This is a genomic window from Chitinophaga qingshengii (assembly GCF_014529935.1).
Taxonomy (GTDB): domain Bacteria; phylum Bacteroidota; class Bacteroidia; order Chitinophagales; family Chitinophagaceae; genus Chitinophaga; species Chitinophaga qingshengii.
This window is the reverse complement of the sequence record NZ_JACVFC010000001.1, coordinates 1,339,445-1,355,271: the sequence shown is the minus strand read 5'-3', so window position 1 is coordinate 1,355,271 and position 15,827 is coordinate 1,339,445. Positions and strand designations below refer to the sequence as shown.

Here is a 15,827-nt window from a genome sequence, read left to right as displayed (position 1 = left end):
CATACTCTTTATTCTCGTTATCATCCGCTCCTATCTCCACCTTCATCGATCGCTCCAATCTCCCCAAATCAGCGAAATCAGCACTAATCATGTCCATCACTGTTATATCAGCGAAATTATCAGCCCTGTGGATTATGGGTTGGTAGACCACACAGCTGCCGTTTTCAGCAACACCCTTCTATTCATCTTCAGCTGCATAACAATCAGCTCGGCCAGGTCTTCCGGTTGTAACACCTTCTCGGGATTACCATCGGTCAGGTTCAGTTCTTTGGCCATATCGGTGGCAATGGTGCTGGGTGTAAGCGCACTCACGCGGATATTATGTTTCCTCACTTCGAGCATGAGTGACTCGGTAAGTCCCAGCAGGCCGAATTTAGAAGCACTATACGCGCTGGTGAGCGGCGCTCCGCGTTGACCGGCAGTGGAGGATATATTAATGATATCGCCGGTTTGACGGGCGATCATATCAGGTAAAACGGCGCGGGTAACGTAGTATACGCCCAGCAGGTTAACCCGGATAATATCCTCCCATTGTGCGGGCGTGAGATCCATAAAACCGCCGAAAGCCGCGATACCAGCGTTGTTGATCAGGATATCGATACTGCCCAGTTGTTGGGTCAGTGTGCCAACGGCCTTGTTGACTTCCTCCATAGATCCTACGTCTGCAATAGCGTAGGCCGATTTAACCCCCATGCCGGCTATGGTTTCCACCACTTCCTGTAAGGGTCCTTCGCTGCGTCCTATTAAAGCAATGTCTGCCCCTTCCTTTGCCAATGCTACCGCTACAGCACGTCCAATGCCTTTGCCGCCACCGGTGATCAGCACTTTTTTTCCTTGTAATGATTCCATATGAAACTGCTTTTAAGAGTACAAAGATAACCCCGATGAAACGAACGGCAGGCAGATGAACGCGTTAATTTTTGTTTATCTTCGTTTTTTAAGGCTTTACACTTATGGTAACTCTTTCCAACGATCAACTCACTATCACACTGGCCGCTGCCGGCGCTGAACTACAACATATCGTCCGCCGGGATAACGGACTGGAATACCTCTGGAGTGGCGACCCGGCCGTATGGGGCAAAAAAAGCCCGGTACTGTTCCCGATTGTAGGCGGACTGAAAAATAACACCTATACGTATAACGGTAACTCCTATACGCTCGGACGGCATGGGTTTGCCCGTGAAAGAGTATTTGAAGTACTGTCGGAATCCGCAACGGAAGTGGTTTTCAGACTGACCGACGATGATGCTACCATGGCCGTATATCCGTTCCGGTTCGATTTTCGCGTGCATTATGTGCTGGAAGCTGATACGTTGAAAGTAACCTACCACGTGCAAAACACCGATGAAAAAACGATGCTGTTCTCTGTAGGTGCTCACCCGGCATTTAAGGTGCCCCTGGCGGATGGAACGGGCTATGAAGATTATTACCTGGACTTCAATCACACCGAAACGGCTGGTCGTTACCCACTGTCGGCAGGCGGACAGGTAGAGCTGCAACCCATTCCCATGCTGGAACACACGCAACAACTGCCCCTGAAAAAATCATTGTTCCTCGAAGATGCCCTTGTATTCAAGGGACTGGCTTCCGACGCTATCAGCATCCGGAGTAATAAAACACCACATGGCCTTACGGTCGCCTTCGCAGGATTTCCGTTTATGGGCATCTGGGCCGCTAAAAACGCGGATTTTGTATGTATTGAACCCTGGTGCGGCATCGCCGATAATGTGGCGGCGACGGGTGAACTGGCAGATAAAGAAGGCATCAACCAACTAGCCCCCGGCGCATTATTTGAACGTACCTGGACGGCCACTTTTTTTTAGACGATAACATGAATTATAAGATCATCAACGATGAAACAGCCCTGAAAGCGTTCATCGACTGGCTCCCCGATTGTAATGAACAGGAGCAGTACTACCTGACCTTGCTGGCCCGTACCAAATACCTGGAAGAAGGTCATGGCTTTAAATCTGATAAACAGCAGCTGAAACGCTTTACCAGCCGCAAAGAAGATATGGTGGAGAAAATCCGGCAGCTCGAGTGCGCGGTGGGAGCCTATACACAACGGGGATTACCCATTCCGCAGGAAGCACTGGCATTGTATATCAGCATCAATCCCCGCGATCTGTGGAAGGCCACTTTTACTTCCCTGGTTACTTTTGCGCAGCATATTCAGGCAAATGCCAACACCAAAAATCCACATCAGGAAGTGATGAACATCATCCAGCAGTCCTGCAGCAATAAGTATTACATGGATATCGATGTGGATGCGAAAGATCCTGCTATCCTGGAAAAGATAAAGGAATACGTCAACCCATCCTGCCTTACTACCATCGAAACAAGAGGCGGCTATCATGTGCTGGTGGAACTGGCAGCACTGGACCCGGCTATACGAAAAAGCTGGTATCCCAATGTGATTAATCTGCCACATGTAGATCAGAGCGGAGATAATATCATCCCGGTGCCAGGATGCACCCAGGGCGGGTTTACACCGAAGTTTATATTTAACTCAGGGCTTTAGCCCTGAGTTTCCAGGCGATTTCCTCCATTCTGTAAATTTTTCTCCTTAATATCCTGAAATCCCTTCTTCAGTAAAGGAACAAATGAAACAGCATCAAAATCCTGAAACTTAGCTTTGTTTTTTAAAATTACTTCCTCAAAATAATTGTAAACCTCGTCACAGATAGCCTGTCTGGTTGCATCCTCAGATAAAGATTCATATTTGTCTGCAACAAGCATCTGATCGATCACTAGTTTACCATCTTTCTTTACATATCTTGAAAATGATTTTAAATTACCCGCTTCAATATTCTTAGAAAGAAAAAGTCTAAGAATGGTTCCAAGTGTAATATGACTGTATTGAGGATTTAGCGTCCTGAGTTTGGATGAGATTTGATCCTGCCAGGTGTAATCATTTAAACTATTAAGAATATAATCTAACACGCGGTTATTTATGAAAGCTTTTTCTGCCGTTTTTGCTCCCTGAGATTCACAGGTGATTTTAAAAAATATTCCCATGTATATGATAGTTGCTTTTTGATATGAATGGAATTTCAAATTAGTTTTATCAAAGTCCGCTTTTACTTTTTATCAAAAAATACTGTTATTTTTTTCGCAATGTCCTGCTCCGGGTCCGGTGACTTCCTATAGTCATAAAACCTCATCAGCGGACCCTCTGCGTACTTATCTACCAACCCTGGCAACTGCTCCGTTGTCCATTTTTCTGAATTTGACAGGAACGCTGCAATATAGGCCGTAGCATAGGCATCTTTAAGGCATAAAAGAAAATCCTTGTTATCAAAATAGGGCAGTAATAACGCGTAATCCTTGCAGAGAGCCGCTGCCAGCGGCAATACAAACGCATCGAAATCCGCAACGATATTGAAGATGACCACTTCAGCAGGTACCTTGGCACATACAATATAACGGTCATGCCTGCTCATGGATTCCGGGAGTATATACATTTCTTTACCAAAGTATAGCAACGGATGTTCCAGCGTGTTTGTACCTGTTTGCTGTTTGATTTGGTATAATTCCGTATTGTTAACGGTGAGGGAATAACTAATCAAAAAAGCACCCTTCTCTTTAATTCCGGCTTTTAACGTATCAAACCTGATTTCAAGACTGCTTTCATTTTCAAATATAATTTGCATCTTATCCGGCTGGAAAATATGTCCGGATGATAATCCTTTATACCTTTCCTTCAGTGTTGCTGATAAAAGTTTTAATATTTCTTTTTTCATCTTTAATGAGATAGAAAGGAAGTTAACACTATTTAAAAGAAGAGGGACTGATCTTCAAAGACCAGTCCCCATAAAATGAAAGAAATAGCAACGTTAGAAATTATACCCGGCTTTCAGGCCCCAGAACCCATGGGTGCCGTCTTTAAACCAGGCTTCATATTTACCTTCCACGTCCAGGCCGAGCAAACGGATGCCCACGCCGGGAGCAAACAAGGCGCCCATACCATTGTTGTAGTCGCCGGTAAAGTTTACGGTACCACCTTCTGCTTTTACATATAGGATAGATACCAGGTTGTAACGAAGCCCCAGTCTTACAGGTATTACTTTAGCAGAAGCATAGCTGATGTTGTTGTCAGTTTTGCCTTTGAAGTACATAAAACCGACGGAACCTACGGCGGTTAAACCGGCTACCAGCTTCACGTCAGCACCCAACCCTACGCCGAAACCTGGCTTGTGGGAGTTGCTGAAATCACCGGTAGGAAAACCAGCTTCTACATACGGACCGATACTGAATCGCTTTAACTGTGCCTGCGATTGCTGGGCACCGATGCATACCGTCAACATGACTGCAATAAACGCCAGGATGTTTCTTTTCATAAGAACAAATTTTCAGAGGAAATGGTGGTAGTATTCGTAATTGCACCAAATTTAAGGAAGAATTACGAATTCAGCACGGCTTCTTCCGGAATTGACTGCGAATACCCATGTCCATTACCGTTATGATGCGCCGGAACCGGCTGTTCAACGATTATTTTCGGCGGCATCAGCTTATATACCACAGGCGTTACTACCCTTGATAACAAGGTGGAGCTGATAAGCCCGCCTATCAATACGATAGCCAGCGGCGCAATCATAGGATTGGTGGAGATGGCAATAGGTATCAACCCGCCGATGGCAGTCAGAGAGGTCAGTACGATCGGCAGGAAGCGGATCTCACCGGCTTCCCGTATAGCCTCTTCCAGTGGTTTGCCCTGCGCCCGCAGCTGATTGGTGAAGTCCACCAGCAAAATAGTGTTCTTTACCTCGATACCTGCCAGCGCTATCAATCCTACAATGGCAATGAAGGAGAGAGAATTGCCGGTCAGCCACAAAGCAACCGCCGCGCCCACAATACCCAGCGGTATCACGGATAATACGATCAGCGTGCTTTTAAATGTCTTGAACTCCAGTACCAGTACGGCAATGAACAGGAAGACGGTCACTATGATGATACTCATAAAACCACCGAAGGAATTTTTCCTGCTCTCTACTTCGCCCCCCATTTCATAGGTATAGCCCTTGGGTAGCTGCAGCTGGTCCATCTGGCGGATAACCTCGTTGATAACACGGTCCGGCAAAAAACCTTTTTTGACAAAGGCGCCGATCGCTACCATCCTGTTTTTCTCCTGGTGTTTAATGCTTAAAGGCGAAGTTTCCATCTGGATGCTGGCTACCTGCGACAGCGGTATAGCTGTGCCGGCGGTATTGGTGACATACAAGTCCCTGAAGGCGTCCAGCGTGGGCTTACCGCTTTTTTGTTTGGTCACCAGGATGTCATAGTCGGTATCGTTTTCGTCGTTATATTTACCCAGGTTGATACCGGCAACGGCTAAACGGACGGTACGGTCAATATTGATGGTGGGGACCCCCAACTGTTGCGCTTTTTCCCGGTCGATGTTAATGCGGATATCCGACTTCAGGGTACTGACAGGATTGTTGATGTAAATGGTGCCGGGTGTTTTTTCCAGCATCTTTTCCACCCGGCCGGCCAGCGAACGGAGAGTATCGAGGTTGTCGCCAAATAGCCGTACTTCCACGGGAGCCGTGATAGGAGGCCCCTGTTCGAAGTTCTTGACTTCTACTTTAGCGCCGGGATAAGGAGTCCATTTTTTACGGAGTTTTTCAATCAGGGCTATCTTCTCCGCCGGACTGGTATGCGGGTCCAGCTGGATGAACAGCTGGGCATAGTCACTGTGCTCGTTCTCCTGCGATTCGTTGTAATAAATGCGGGGATTGCCTTTTCCGATGTTGCTGGCTACATAACGGATGCTTTTTTCCTGTTTAAGTTCCTGCTCAATGGCAGTTACAATCTGGTTGGTATACGCCAGGTTGGATTGTGGCGGCGCTAACACATTGATAAGGAACTGCGGTTTCTCTGAAGCCGGGAAAAGGCCAAAGCCAACGGCTTTCATCACTACCATGGAGCCGCCGAAGAGTACCAATGACACTAGAATCGTCAATACCGGGCGATGCAGGGCTTTGTCCAGCAACCTGGCATAACTGCCATGGATCAGCTTTTTCAGCAGTCGCATAAAGATATTGCCTTCCGGGTGACCGGTATGCACTTTTAGTAGCCGGCTGGCCAGGAACGGTATGATGGTGAGTGATACGATCATGGAGGCCAGTACGCTGAAGATCACGGCCAGCGGCATGCTGCGGATAAAGTCGCCACTGCCTTCCGGCAGGAACACCAGCGGCATAAAGGCGATAATGAGCGTGGCAGTACAACCTATAACGGCCATGCCTATCTGCGAAGTGGCTTTCAGCGTGGCTTCCATCCTGGTATGTCCTTCCAGCATCCAGCGTTCTATGTTTTCTATCACCACAATGCTGTCGTCTACCAGCAACCCAAGGGCCACTACCAGTCCTACAATGCTCAGCTGGTTCAGGTTGTAGCCGAAAAGTTGCAGCAATACAATACCTATGGAAAGGGAGAGGGGAATGGATATCATCACAATGAGGGCTGGGCGTTGCCCCAGCGGCAACAGGGTAAACGCTACGAGCAGGATGGCGATGAGAAAGTCCTTTCCCAGTCCGCTCAAGCGGTTATTCACCGCATCGGCCTGGTCGAAATACTGTACCAGGTCTATATTAGCGGGGAGCGTCTTTTTAAACTGCTCAATCACCGGTTTATATTGCAATTGTGTTTTGCTGATGTTCTCGCCGGGCTTTTGGGAGGCAGATACACTCACACTACGGTGCCCGTTGAGCCGCGTGAAATATTTCTCATCTTCAAAACCATAGTACACCCGTGCAATATCTTTCAGGAAGATGTTTTTGCCATTGGCAGCGGCTACAATGGTGTTGCTGATTTCGTCGATGTTTTTATAGTTGCCGCTGGTTTTGATGTTGAAACTTTTTTCCCCTGCATCGATACTGCCGCCGGGAATATTGGCCATCTCTCCCTGTATGGCGTTGAGTACGGTAGCGGAGGGGAGATGCAGCTGGGCCATCTTGTCCAGCTCCAGTTCTACGCGCACTTGTTGGTCAGGTAAACCGTGAATTTTCACGTTTTTGAGGCTGGGTACCTTTTCCAGGTCTTCCTGCAATTTTTCTGCGTAATAACGCAGTTTGTCGCGGGAGGCGTTTTCGGAAATAAGTGCTACCTGTAATACATTTACATCGGTAGGCTCCATTTTATTCACTTCAATGCTGTATATATCTGCCGGCAGCGAGGCTTTTTTGTTGTTCACTTCCCGCACCAGCTCCTGGTATTTCTGATCTACATTGGAGGAATATTTGTATTCCACGCGCAGTACCGCCACACCGTCGCTGATAGTGGTACGCAGCCGTTTGATATCGGCCAGGCCGTAGATGTCTTTTTCAAGCGGGTTTACCACCAGGTCTTCCATGTCTTTGGGACTGGTACCGGGATAGATAACCGCCACTACAAACTGCGGCGCTTTCATCTCCGGGTCTTCGGAGCGGGATATATTGAAGATGGTAGTAATGCCGAGCACAATGATCATCAGGAATATCACGAGGGTGAACTGGTAGTTCCTGACGGCGTAACCGGATATTTTCATAATGGTAATGATTATTGGATGATACGGATGCGGGATTGGTCTTTGAGATAGGCGCTGCCGGAGATGATCAGGGAGCGGGCCTGTTCCATACCCTGACTGATAATCACCTGGTCTTTTTCCATACCGGCAATGGTGACGGGTATACGCTGCGCTGTTTTGTTATCGTTGGTCACAAATACGTAGCCGTTGTTACCGTTGCCGTCGAGCAGGGCGGCGTAAGGGATGCTCCATGCAGTGCCGCCGCCGGTGCCGCCTGTGGTGATGCGGCATCTGCCAAACATGCCGGTGGCAATGGCGGCGGGCTTGCTGCCGTTGAGTTGTACGTCCATCACGAAGGTACCGCTGGCGGGGTCTATGCCTTCAGATTTACGTGTAACCGTACCGGTGAATGTTTCATCCGGAAGGGAAGGGGTTTCAACAGTCGCTTTATCGCCGTTGCGGACTTGTGCCCACTCTTTATCGGTAACGCCTATACGAAGTATCCAATGCGCGGTGCGGGCGCCGTTGATCTGTAATATTGGGGTGCCGGCGGTAACATACTGGCCGGGATTGGCCAGTTTACGCAGCACATAGCCGTCCTGGGTGGCGCGGATAGCGGAATAGCTTTTGTTGAACTGCACGGTGCTCAGCTGCTGCCGTGCCATATCCAGCGCGGTTTTGCTGTTCTGCAGCTGCTCCAGCGTAGCTACGCTGTCGTTGTGCAGGTTAAGGGTACGCTGGTAATCGCGTTGCGCTTTTTCCAAAGCCAGTTGCGACTGTTGTACCTGGGCGTCTATTTCCGTGAGATTGAGCGTTGCCAGTACCTGTCCGCTGCGAACAGCGTCGCCTTCTTTTACCGCGATGTGGTGAATGATACCATTGGTTTTGAAGGAGAGGTTCACCTCATCATCGGTGGTGAACTGTCCGGAGGCATGGATAGATCCTGCACTGCCGCTTTTTTCCAGGGCCATCACTTTAACAGGTATCACATCGGTGCTGTCGGCGTTGTTGGCGGCTTGTTGTTGATGGCCGCAGGCAAACAATACCAGGGAGAGGGGAAGTAAAAACAAATTATGTTTCATGGAAGTATGTTTATAGTTGTACGGATTCAATATGATAGGAGGCCTGTGCGCGTTCTACGCTGGCGTAAGCCGTTTGTACCGCCGCCTGTGAAACGGCCATTTGCAGCTGGGCCTGGGTGAGCTGGTTCTGTGCATCGAGCAGTTCGATGTACAATAGCTGTCCTTCTTTGTAGACTTTCAGCTGATCGCGGTAGTAACGTTCTGCGAAAGATAACTGGCTTTGTGCGGTGCCCAGGTTACGCAGGGCGGTGCGATAGTTATTGCCGGCCTGGTATAATTGTAATTGGAGGGCGTCGGTCGTTTGTGCGGTAACGTTATCATTGGCTTGTACGTCGAGGCTGGCTTGCTTAATACGGTACTTGTACTTATGTGCGCCAAACAGTGTCCATTCCATGTTGACGCCAAAAAGGTAGTAGCGTGATTTATCGTCGAAACGGAAGCCCATGGATTGGGAACCCAGGTCCAGGAAAGTGCTGAGGCGTGGGATGATATAGGCTTTTTGCAGTTTTTCGTTTAGCCGGTAGGCGGTAGCGGCGCTTTTGTATTGCAGTAGTTCTTCTCTTCCGCTGATATTGCCATCGGGTATAGGCTGCAGGCGGGTAAGCAGACTGCTGTCCAATGTAATATCGGCATCCAGGTCACGGTTCAGCAGGAAGTTGAAGTAGGCGCGGGCATTCTGTTGTTCGTTCTGTGCCTTGCTGATGGCGGCGTCTGTCTTTTCTTTTTCTGTCTGGCTGCGGTAGAGGGCGGTGTTATTACGGATACCGTTGCGTACCATGCTTTCGTTGATCCGGATGTTTTCCTGTATAAGGGAAAGGGCGTTACGATAAATAGCGACTGCCTGTGATGCCTGGTAATACTGGAAGTAGGCGGTTTTGATGTCCTGCACCAGTTGGCGTTTGTATACGTTGACCGCCGCCTGTTGCCGGGTGATTTGTTCTTTTTTGATCTGCTGGTTGTAATAGATCTCGGCGTTAATCAGCGGCAGACTGGTCCTCAGTTTGGCATCATAGAAGTTATCGGGGTTCAGTAAAACGGACACGTTGTCTACCTGCGGAAACTGGTGACTGCTGGTCAATTGATTCAAACTTTTGTACACCGGGTTGAGCAGGTCGCCGATAGGCATGTCGATGGTACGGCCACCGCCGGATTTGGTGTAACTGGCCAGGAAGGCCACATTCGGACCAAAAAGGCTCCTGGCTTCTTGTAGGGCGGCTAATGATTTATCCAGTTGAAAACGCTGGTCTTTCAGCCCTTTATTGTTGACGAATGCCTGTTGAATGTATTCGTCCAGCTGGTTACTGCCGGTTTGTTTTTCCGGAGAGACAGCGCTCCGCGTGGTATCCCGTGGCAGGGGAGACGCTGTTGCCAGGGCTATTCCCGGGCTTACGCCCCGTCCTGCGTATTGTGCCATCACGCTGAATCCTGCGACCAGCAAGGGTATTAACATTGCTCCTTTTGTGATGAATGTTGACATAATGAACAGTGTTTATTTATCTTGAAAAAAATAAGCCCGTAGGGCTGTTGTTGTCAATGTTTATATACTGAACAGTGTTTAATATTGTCGCTTTAAAAAGGCCACGGATGGCCTTTATGAAGTTAATTTTACTACCGCCGCAAAGTGTTGGCACGTTTTACTGCCGGGGATGTGTTAACATCTTACAGCTGCCAGGTACTCAGTAATGGCATCATCAATGCTGACATTGAGCGCTTTTTCCGGCAGCTTGCACACCTTCAGCCGCGACCGTAAATCCAGGCTGATAAGCCCATGGGCAAAGGCCCAGATAGACATCGCTGCAATCGTCGGATTTTGAAAGCGCAGCAACTTCTTTTCTATGCACTCCGCCACCAGGTGATACAACGCGTCATAGGCAGAATCCCCGTTTTTCCATTTTTCCTCTTCTCCCTCTGCATTCATCGGTGCTTTGATGATAAACATCAGATCGTATAATTCCGGGTTCTCCCGGTAAAAACCGATATAGGCCCAGGCCAGTTGCATCAGTCTTTCCAGCGGCTCCGCAGCGGTTAAACTCCGCGCAAAATGATCCGCCAGCGAGACAAACGCCTCTTTCTGCACGTCGTATAACAGTTCATCCTTGTCTTTGTAATACAGGTAAATAGTGGCAGGGCTGTATTCTATCTTATCAGCTATATTCCGGATAGATACTTTCTCGTAACCCTCTTCCACAAACATTTTCATCGCTGCGTCCACAATGCGCCTGCGCATATCAGCCCGCTCACGCTCTTTTCTTTCTGCAATGCCCATGTTGGAATGTTTACGATGCAAATATACTGAACAGTGTTTATTTTCCAAATATAAATTAAATATTTTGAGAGATGATTGTGCAACTTGTTTTGAATCAACTGTTTAGAATCCCCTCTGGATATCATGCTGTTGCTGATAACCGGTATTGTTGATCTGCTGGTTAATCCGGGTACCAAAAATGCCGACCGGATTGCCCGGATACGACTGTCATTAATGATAATTATCCCAAATCGTATATGGTTCAACGTTAGTAAACATCTCACATTGGAAGGGATTGGTCTTCCCCGGTTTTTGCAGGACTCTTTTCGGCTGGAAACATGTCCGGCCGGTATGCTGTAAAAGGGAGGGGATCTTGTTTATGGTCAGCGCCTGTTTTCAACTGTACCTTACTTCAACCTAACGGCATGTTGTTATGTTGTTATGTTGTTATGAAAGTATCTCCCGCAAAAAGACTATACCTGGGACTGGCTGCCATCATCTCCCTGATGTTGCTGGGCGGATTCCTTGCCTGGTGCACATCTGGCCCTGATCAACCGGTTTCTGCTCCTGTACTTTTCCTGCTCCTGTGTATTGGTTGTGTGTTGATGTATTTTTTTTATAAAGAATTTTATTATGGGCAGATCGTTAGAAAAAAACTGAAAGCCAAACTGCAGGAGGTGCAGGAACAACGGGAAGCCCTATACTGTCAACAGGAAGAACTGCGCCAGTCTAATGATGAACTAAGCCGTCAATCCGAAATTCTGCAGGCATCCGAAGAAGAACTACGGGTACAAGAAGAAGAGCTGCGGCAGGTCAATGCGGAAATGGCGATGAAAAACGCTGAGCTGGAAACCGCCCGTCAGGCCCTGTCGCTCAAAGCTGCTGAACTGGAAGCCAATAGTCGCTATAAGTCTGAATTTCTGGCTAATATGTCGCACGAGCTGCGTACGCCGCTCAATAGTGTGTTGATACTGGCTAAAATGCTGGAGGAAAACAAGGAAGGTAATTTGCTTCCCCGTCAGGTGGAGTATGCAATGATCATGCATAAGTCAGGCTCCGACCTGCTACGGTTGATCAACGAAATTCTCGACCTCTCCAAAATAGAAGCCGGTAAAGTGGAGTTAAACCTGGAACCGGTACGTATCACAGCTATCATCGAAGACCTGGATAATCTTTTCGGGATAGTGGCCCAGGAAAAACAGATTCAATACTCCACGGAAGTAGCCGTGAATGTACCGGCTATCATTATTACGGACCGGCTACGGCTGGAACAGGTCATCCGCAACCTGTTGTCCAACGCTTTTAAATTCACGCCTGCCGATGGCTGTATACGCCTGTTATGGTACATGCAACCGGAAAATGCGCTTTGTATCAGCGTAACGGATACGGGGCCGGGTATTCCTGCAGAAAAACAGCAACTCATTTTTGATGCTTTTCACCAGGGCGATGGCGCCACTACCCGCAAATACGGCGGTACAGGGCTGGGGCTGTCCATCAGCCGGGAACTGATGCTGCTGCTCAAAGGGGAAATACACCTGGAACATAGTAGTCCGCAAGGCAGTACCTTTACCATAATACTACCCCTGCACGGAATGTCATCGGAACTTCGCGACGATGCAGGTCAGGCTGAACAGAATGCCATCGTACACCTTCCTGCCGAATACAAAGATGCTTCCCATCACCATGCTGCTAACGGCCAATCGGTGCTGCTCATCGGAACGGAAATGTTTTCCGAAACATTGAACATACCTCATGACAGGGTGGTCAATATCACGGCTGCAGCCACTTTATTGTCCATTAGAAAATATAGCTGCATTGTGCTGGATATGGGGTTGCACCTGGAAGAAGGAAAAGTTTCGCTGATATCCTTACTGGAAATGAACACTATAGCCCCTACGCCTGTTATTGTATATATTGATGAAGATATATCTGCTTCCGAAGAACAACAGTTAAGGAAACAGGTAGCGGCTATTATCCGTAAAACCCCATTTCCGACAGACCGCCTGAAAGATGAGCTGGAAAGGCTGCGTAATGAAGAAAATCCCCCGGTAGTTGCTCCCCGCCGGATGGGAAATAAAGCTAAAAATGTATTGACAGGAAAACAGGTACTCCTGGTAGATGATGATATGCGTAATGTGTTTTCCATCAGCGCCCTGCTGGAAGAGCAAGGGGTGAATGTACTCACGGCTGCTGACGGTAAGGACGCCCTGGCAGTGCTGCAGGAGCACCACAAAGTGGACCTGGTGCTGATGGATATGATGATGCCGGAAATGGATGGTTTTGAGGCCATCCGGCATATTCGTACAAACCGGCGCTGGATACAACTGCCAGTCATCGCTATTACGGCCAAGGCCATGCCGGGCGACCGGCAGCAGTGCCTGGACGCGGGCGCATCAGATTACATTGCAAAACCTGTTGACAGTAATCAACTGCTGTCACTCCTGAATACATGGTTATACTGAAAATCATTAAGACCCCATACCTGTGATGAAAGACATTGACAACGAAGAATTGGATGTACTGGTTAGCCTTATTCACCGGCAATATGGCTACGATTTCAGTGACTACGCCCCCTCTTCCCTGAAGCGGCGCTTCCTGCGCTTTATGGACCATGCTGCCATAGAGGAAGTAGGGGAATTAACCTCCCGCCTGCAACAGGATGCTGTCTTCTTTGAACGCATGACCCAGTTCATTACGGTCAATGTAACGGAAATGTTCCGCGATCCGCTTTTCTACAGGGCTTTGCGGGAACTGGTACTGCCACGGCTGGCTACCTATCCCATCATCAAAATATGGCATGCCGGCTGCGCTACCGGAGAAGAAGTATTTTCTATGATCATACTCCTCCGCGAAGCCGGTCTGCTGGAACGCTGCCGCATTTATGCGACGGACCTCAATGCGCTTAATCTCGACAAGGCGGAGAAAGCGTTTATCCCACTGAAATGTATGAAAGACTATACCCAGAACTACCAGCAGATGGGGGGGATGGAAGATTTTTCCGGGTACTATACTGCCGATCATGAACACGCGATTATCCATCCTACACTTCGCCGTAACGTCGTTTTTTTTCAGCATAACCTGGTCACTGATCAGGTGTTTAACGAGTTTCAGCTCATCTGCTGCCGCAACGTGTTTATCTATTTTAACCGGCAACTGCAGGAGAGGGTACTGCGCTTGTTTTACGATAGCCTGGCCCCCCTGGGATACCTCACACTGGGCTTGAAGGAATCCATGCTGTTCTCCGGGGAACACCGGCGCTTTGAGCCTGTCAGCGCCGCCTACAAAATTTTCAGACGTAAAAACTAACTATTGAAAAACATCTCACCATATGATATGATTGCTATTGGCGGCTCAGCCGGAAGTTTACCCGTGCTGGCGGCGTTGCTGGAGCAATTACCGGCTTCCGTCAACGCTACCATGATGATTATTGTACACCGCCTCAAAAATGTGGTCAGTGATCTGGACAGGCTCCTGTCTTTCAAAACACCTATCATAGAACCGGATGATAAAGAAACCATACTGCCACACCGGATATATCTGGCGCCACAGAATTATCACCTGCTGGTAGAAAATGAGGATGCCTTTGCGCTGGATTATGCGGAAGCACTGCATTACAGCCGGCCTTCCATCGATGTGAGTTTTGCGAGTGTGGCAGCGGTATATGGCCCCCGGGCATTGGGTATCCTGCTGAGCGGCGCCAGTAAAGACGGCGCGGAAGGATTACAAAGCATCATCGCTGCCGGCGGAACAGGTATCGTACAGGATCCTGAGTCGGCTTTATTTGATACCATGCCCCGGGCGGCGCTGGAACTTTGTCCGGAAGTATTACCCATGAGTCTGGATGCGATGGTACATTTTTTACAGGAATTTAAAATCAGCGCCACCCATGATCAATAAGCTTCCTCCACATTTTTCCATTTTACTGGTAGATGATAAAATGGAGAACCTGATTTCCCTGCAACGGATGCTGGAAGGGGATAACCGGCGCTTTTACAGCGCTACCTCGGGTAATGAAGCACTGAAAATAGTGCTCCGCAACAATGATATAGGCCTCATTCTCCTCGATGTGCAAATGTCTGAAATGGATGGTTTTGAAGTGGCCCGCCTGTTACAACTTAATCCCAAAACCCGCGATATCGCTATCATCTTCGTAACGGCGATCAACAAAGATGAACAAAATGTGATACGGGGCTTCACTACCGGTGCGGTAGACTATCTCTCCAAACCATTGGATGTAAACGTTACCAGGGCAAAGGTCAACGTGTTTGAAAAATTGTATTTCTCCCGGCTGGAATTAAAAAATGTCATCGCGGAAAAAGAAAAAATCAACAAACAGCTGGAACGGTTTACCTACATGGTGGCACATGACCTGAAATCGCCGTTGGCGGGAGCAATCAGCTTGTTGTCGATGATTAATGAAGAAGATTGTATACAACAATCTCCCGAAATAAAAGATCAGATGAGCACGGTACTGAGTGCCACGCATCATCTCACGGAAATGATCGTTGGCATCCTGGACGATGCCCGCCAAACGAACAACGCGGATATAGCAGAACTCGTAGATGTGAACCTGTTAATCACAGACATCACGCGTTTGTTGTTCCCTCCAGCCCATATCCGCATCCACACGGAAGGGCCGTTGCCCGTTGTCACCGCCAGAAGGCTGAAACTGCAGCGGATATTCCAGAACCTCCTATCCAACGCTATCAAATACAACGATAAAACAGACGGCCGTATAGCGGTGGGAGTGGCCGACCAGGGAGAGTTCTACGAATTTTATGTCAAAGATAACGGGCCGGGTTTACAGCAACGGGATACCGACCGGGTATTCCGGCTGTTTGAGCGGTTGGACTACCATGGGGACGAAGAAGGCTCCGGTATAGGCCTGAATATCTTTAAAATGCTGGTGGAAGAACAGGGAGGCAAGGTATGGGTAACGTCTGAACCGGGCCAGGGCAGCACCTTCTATTTTCTGTGGCGTAAAACATAGCGG

14 protein-coding genes are annotated in these 15,827 nt (G+C 48.5%); 6 read left to right on the top strand and 8 right to left on the bottom strand.

The features are described from left to right. Positions 1–132: 132 nt before the first annotated feature. Complete coding sequence (locus ICL07_RS04900) at positions 133–849, bottom strand: 3-ketoacyl-ACP reductase (protein WP_188086808.1); 717 nt, start codon at positions 847–849, stop codon at positions 133–135. A gap of 104 nt (positions 850–953) precedes the next feature. Here ICL07_RS04900 and ICL07_RS04895 point away from each other — a divergent pair, with 104 nt between their 5' ends. Both ICL07_RS04895 and ICL07_RS04890 read left to right on the top strand, forming a co-directional pair. Further along, complete coding sequence (locus ICL07_RS04895) at positions 954–1,823, top strand: aldose 1-epimerase family protein (protein ID WP_188086807.1); 870 nt, start codon at positions 954–956, stop codon at positions 1,821–1,823. A gap of 8 nt (positions 1,824–1,831) precedes the next feature. Beyond that, entirely contained in the window at positions 1,832–2,521 is a 690-nt protein-coding gene (locus ICL07_RS04890) for a hypothetical protein (protein ID WP_188086806.1), read from the top strand. On the opposite strand, the gene ICL07_RS04885 is transcribed toward ICL07_RS04890, so the two are convergent. From ICL07_RS04885 to ICL07_RS04855, 7 genes are all read right to left on the bottom strand, one after another. After that, on the bottom strand, positions 2,518–3,018 hold the full coding sequence (locus ICL07_RS04885) for a hypothetical protein (RefSeq protein WP_188086805.1): 501 nt from the start codon (positions 3,016–3,018) through the stop codon (positions 2,518–2,520). The genes ICL07_RS04890 and ICL07_RS04885 overlap by 4 nt on opposite strands. Positions 3,019–3,080: 62 nt before the next feature. After that, the gene (locus ICL07_RS04880; protein WP_188086804.1) at positions 3,081–3,743 is read right to left on the bottom strand and encodes a hypothetical protein; all 663 of its coding nucleotides are present in this window, start codon (positions 3,741–3,743) and stop codon (positions 3,081–3,083) included. Between the two features lie 93 nt (positions 3,744–3,836). Continuing rightward, entirely contained in the window at positions 3,837–4,340 is a 504-nt protein-coding gene (locus ICL07_RS04875) for a hypothetical protein (RefSeq protein WP_188086803.1), read from the bottom strand. A 62-nt stretch (positions 4,341–4,402) separates the two neighbouring features. Beyond that, entirely contained in the window at positions 4,403–7,528 is a 3,126-nt protein-coding gene (locus tag ICL07_RS04870) for an efflux RND transporter permease subunit (protein WP_188086802.1), read from the bottom strand. Positions 7,529–7,539: 11 nt separating this feature from the next. Continuing rightward, positions 7,540–8,589: an efflux RND transporter periplasmic adaptor subunit gene (locus ICL07_RS04865; protein ID WP_188086801.1), complete on the bottom strand. Its 1,050-nt coding sequence runs from the start codon at positions 8,587–8,589 to the stop codon at positions 7,540–7,542. Between the two features lie 10 nt (positions 8,590–8,599). Then, positions 8,600–10,066, bottom strand: coding sequence for a TolC family protein (locus ICL07_RS04860; protein WP_188086800.1), 1,467 nt, complete (start codon positions 10,064–10,066; stop codon positions 8,600–8,602). A 174-nt stretch (positions 10,067–10,240) separates the two neighbouring features. After that, positions 10,241–10,855 (bottom strand): TetR/AcrR family transcriptional regulator, encoded by a 615-nt coding sequence (locus ICL07_RS04855; protein ID WP_188086799.1) that lies wholly within the window; start codon positions 10,853–10,855, stop codon positions 10,241–10,243. 428 nt (positions 10,856–11,283) lie between these two features. Here ICL07_RS04855 and ICL07_RS04850 point away from each other — a divergent pair, with 428 nt between their 5' ends. From ICL07_RS04850 to ICL07_RS04835, 4 genes are read left to right on the top strand one after another with little or no spacing between them, the layout of a single operon-like run. Continuing rightward, complete coding sequence (locus tag ICL07_RS04850; protein ID WP_188086798.1) at positions 11,284–13,296, top strand: response regulator; 2,013 nt, start codon at positions 11,284–11,286, stop codon at positions 13,294–13,296. 25 nt (positions 13,297–13,321) lie between these two features. After that, positions 13,322–14,140, top strand: a complete 819-nt coding sequence (locus tag ICL07_RS04845; RefSeq protein WP_188088827.1) for a CheR family methyltransferase — start codon at positions 13,322–13,324, stop codon at positions 14,138–14,140. A gap of 3 nt (positions 14,141–14,143) precedes the next feature. Continuing rightward, on the top strand, positions 14,144–14,731 hold the full coding sequence (locus tag ICL07_RS04840; RefSeq protein ID WP_246484974.1) for a chemotaxis protein CheB: 588 nt from the start codon (positions 14,144–14,146) through the stop codon (positions 14,729–14,731). Further along, entirely contained in the window at positions 14,721–15,824 is a 1,104-nt protein-coding gene (locus ICL07_RS04835; protein ID WP_188086797.1) for a sensor histidine kinase, read from the top strand. Before ICL07_RS04840 ends, ICL07_RS04835 begins: the two co-directional genes overlap by 11 nt. Positions 15,825–15,827: the final 3 nt, after the last annotated feature.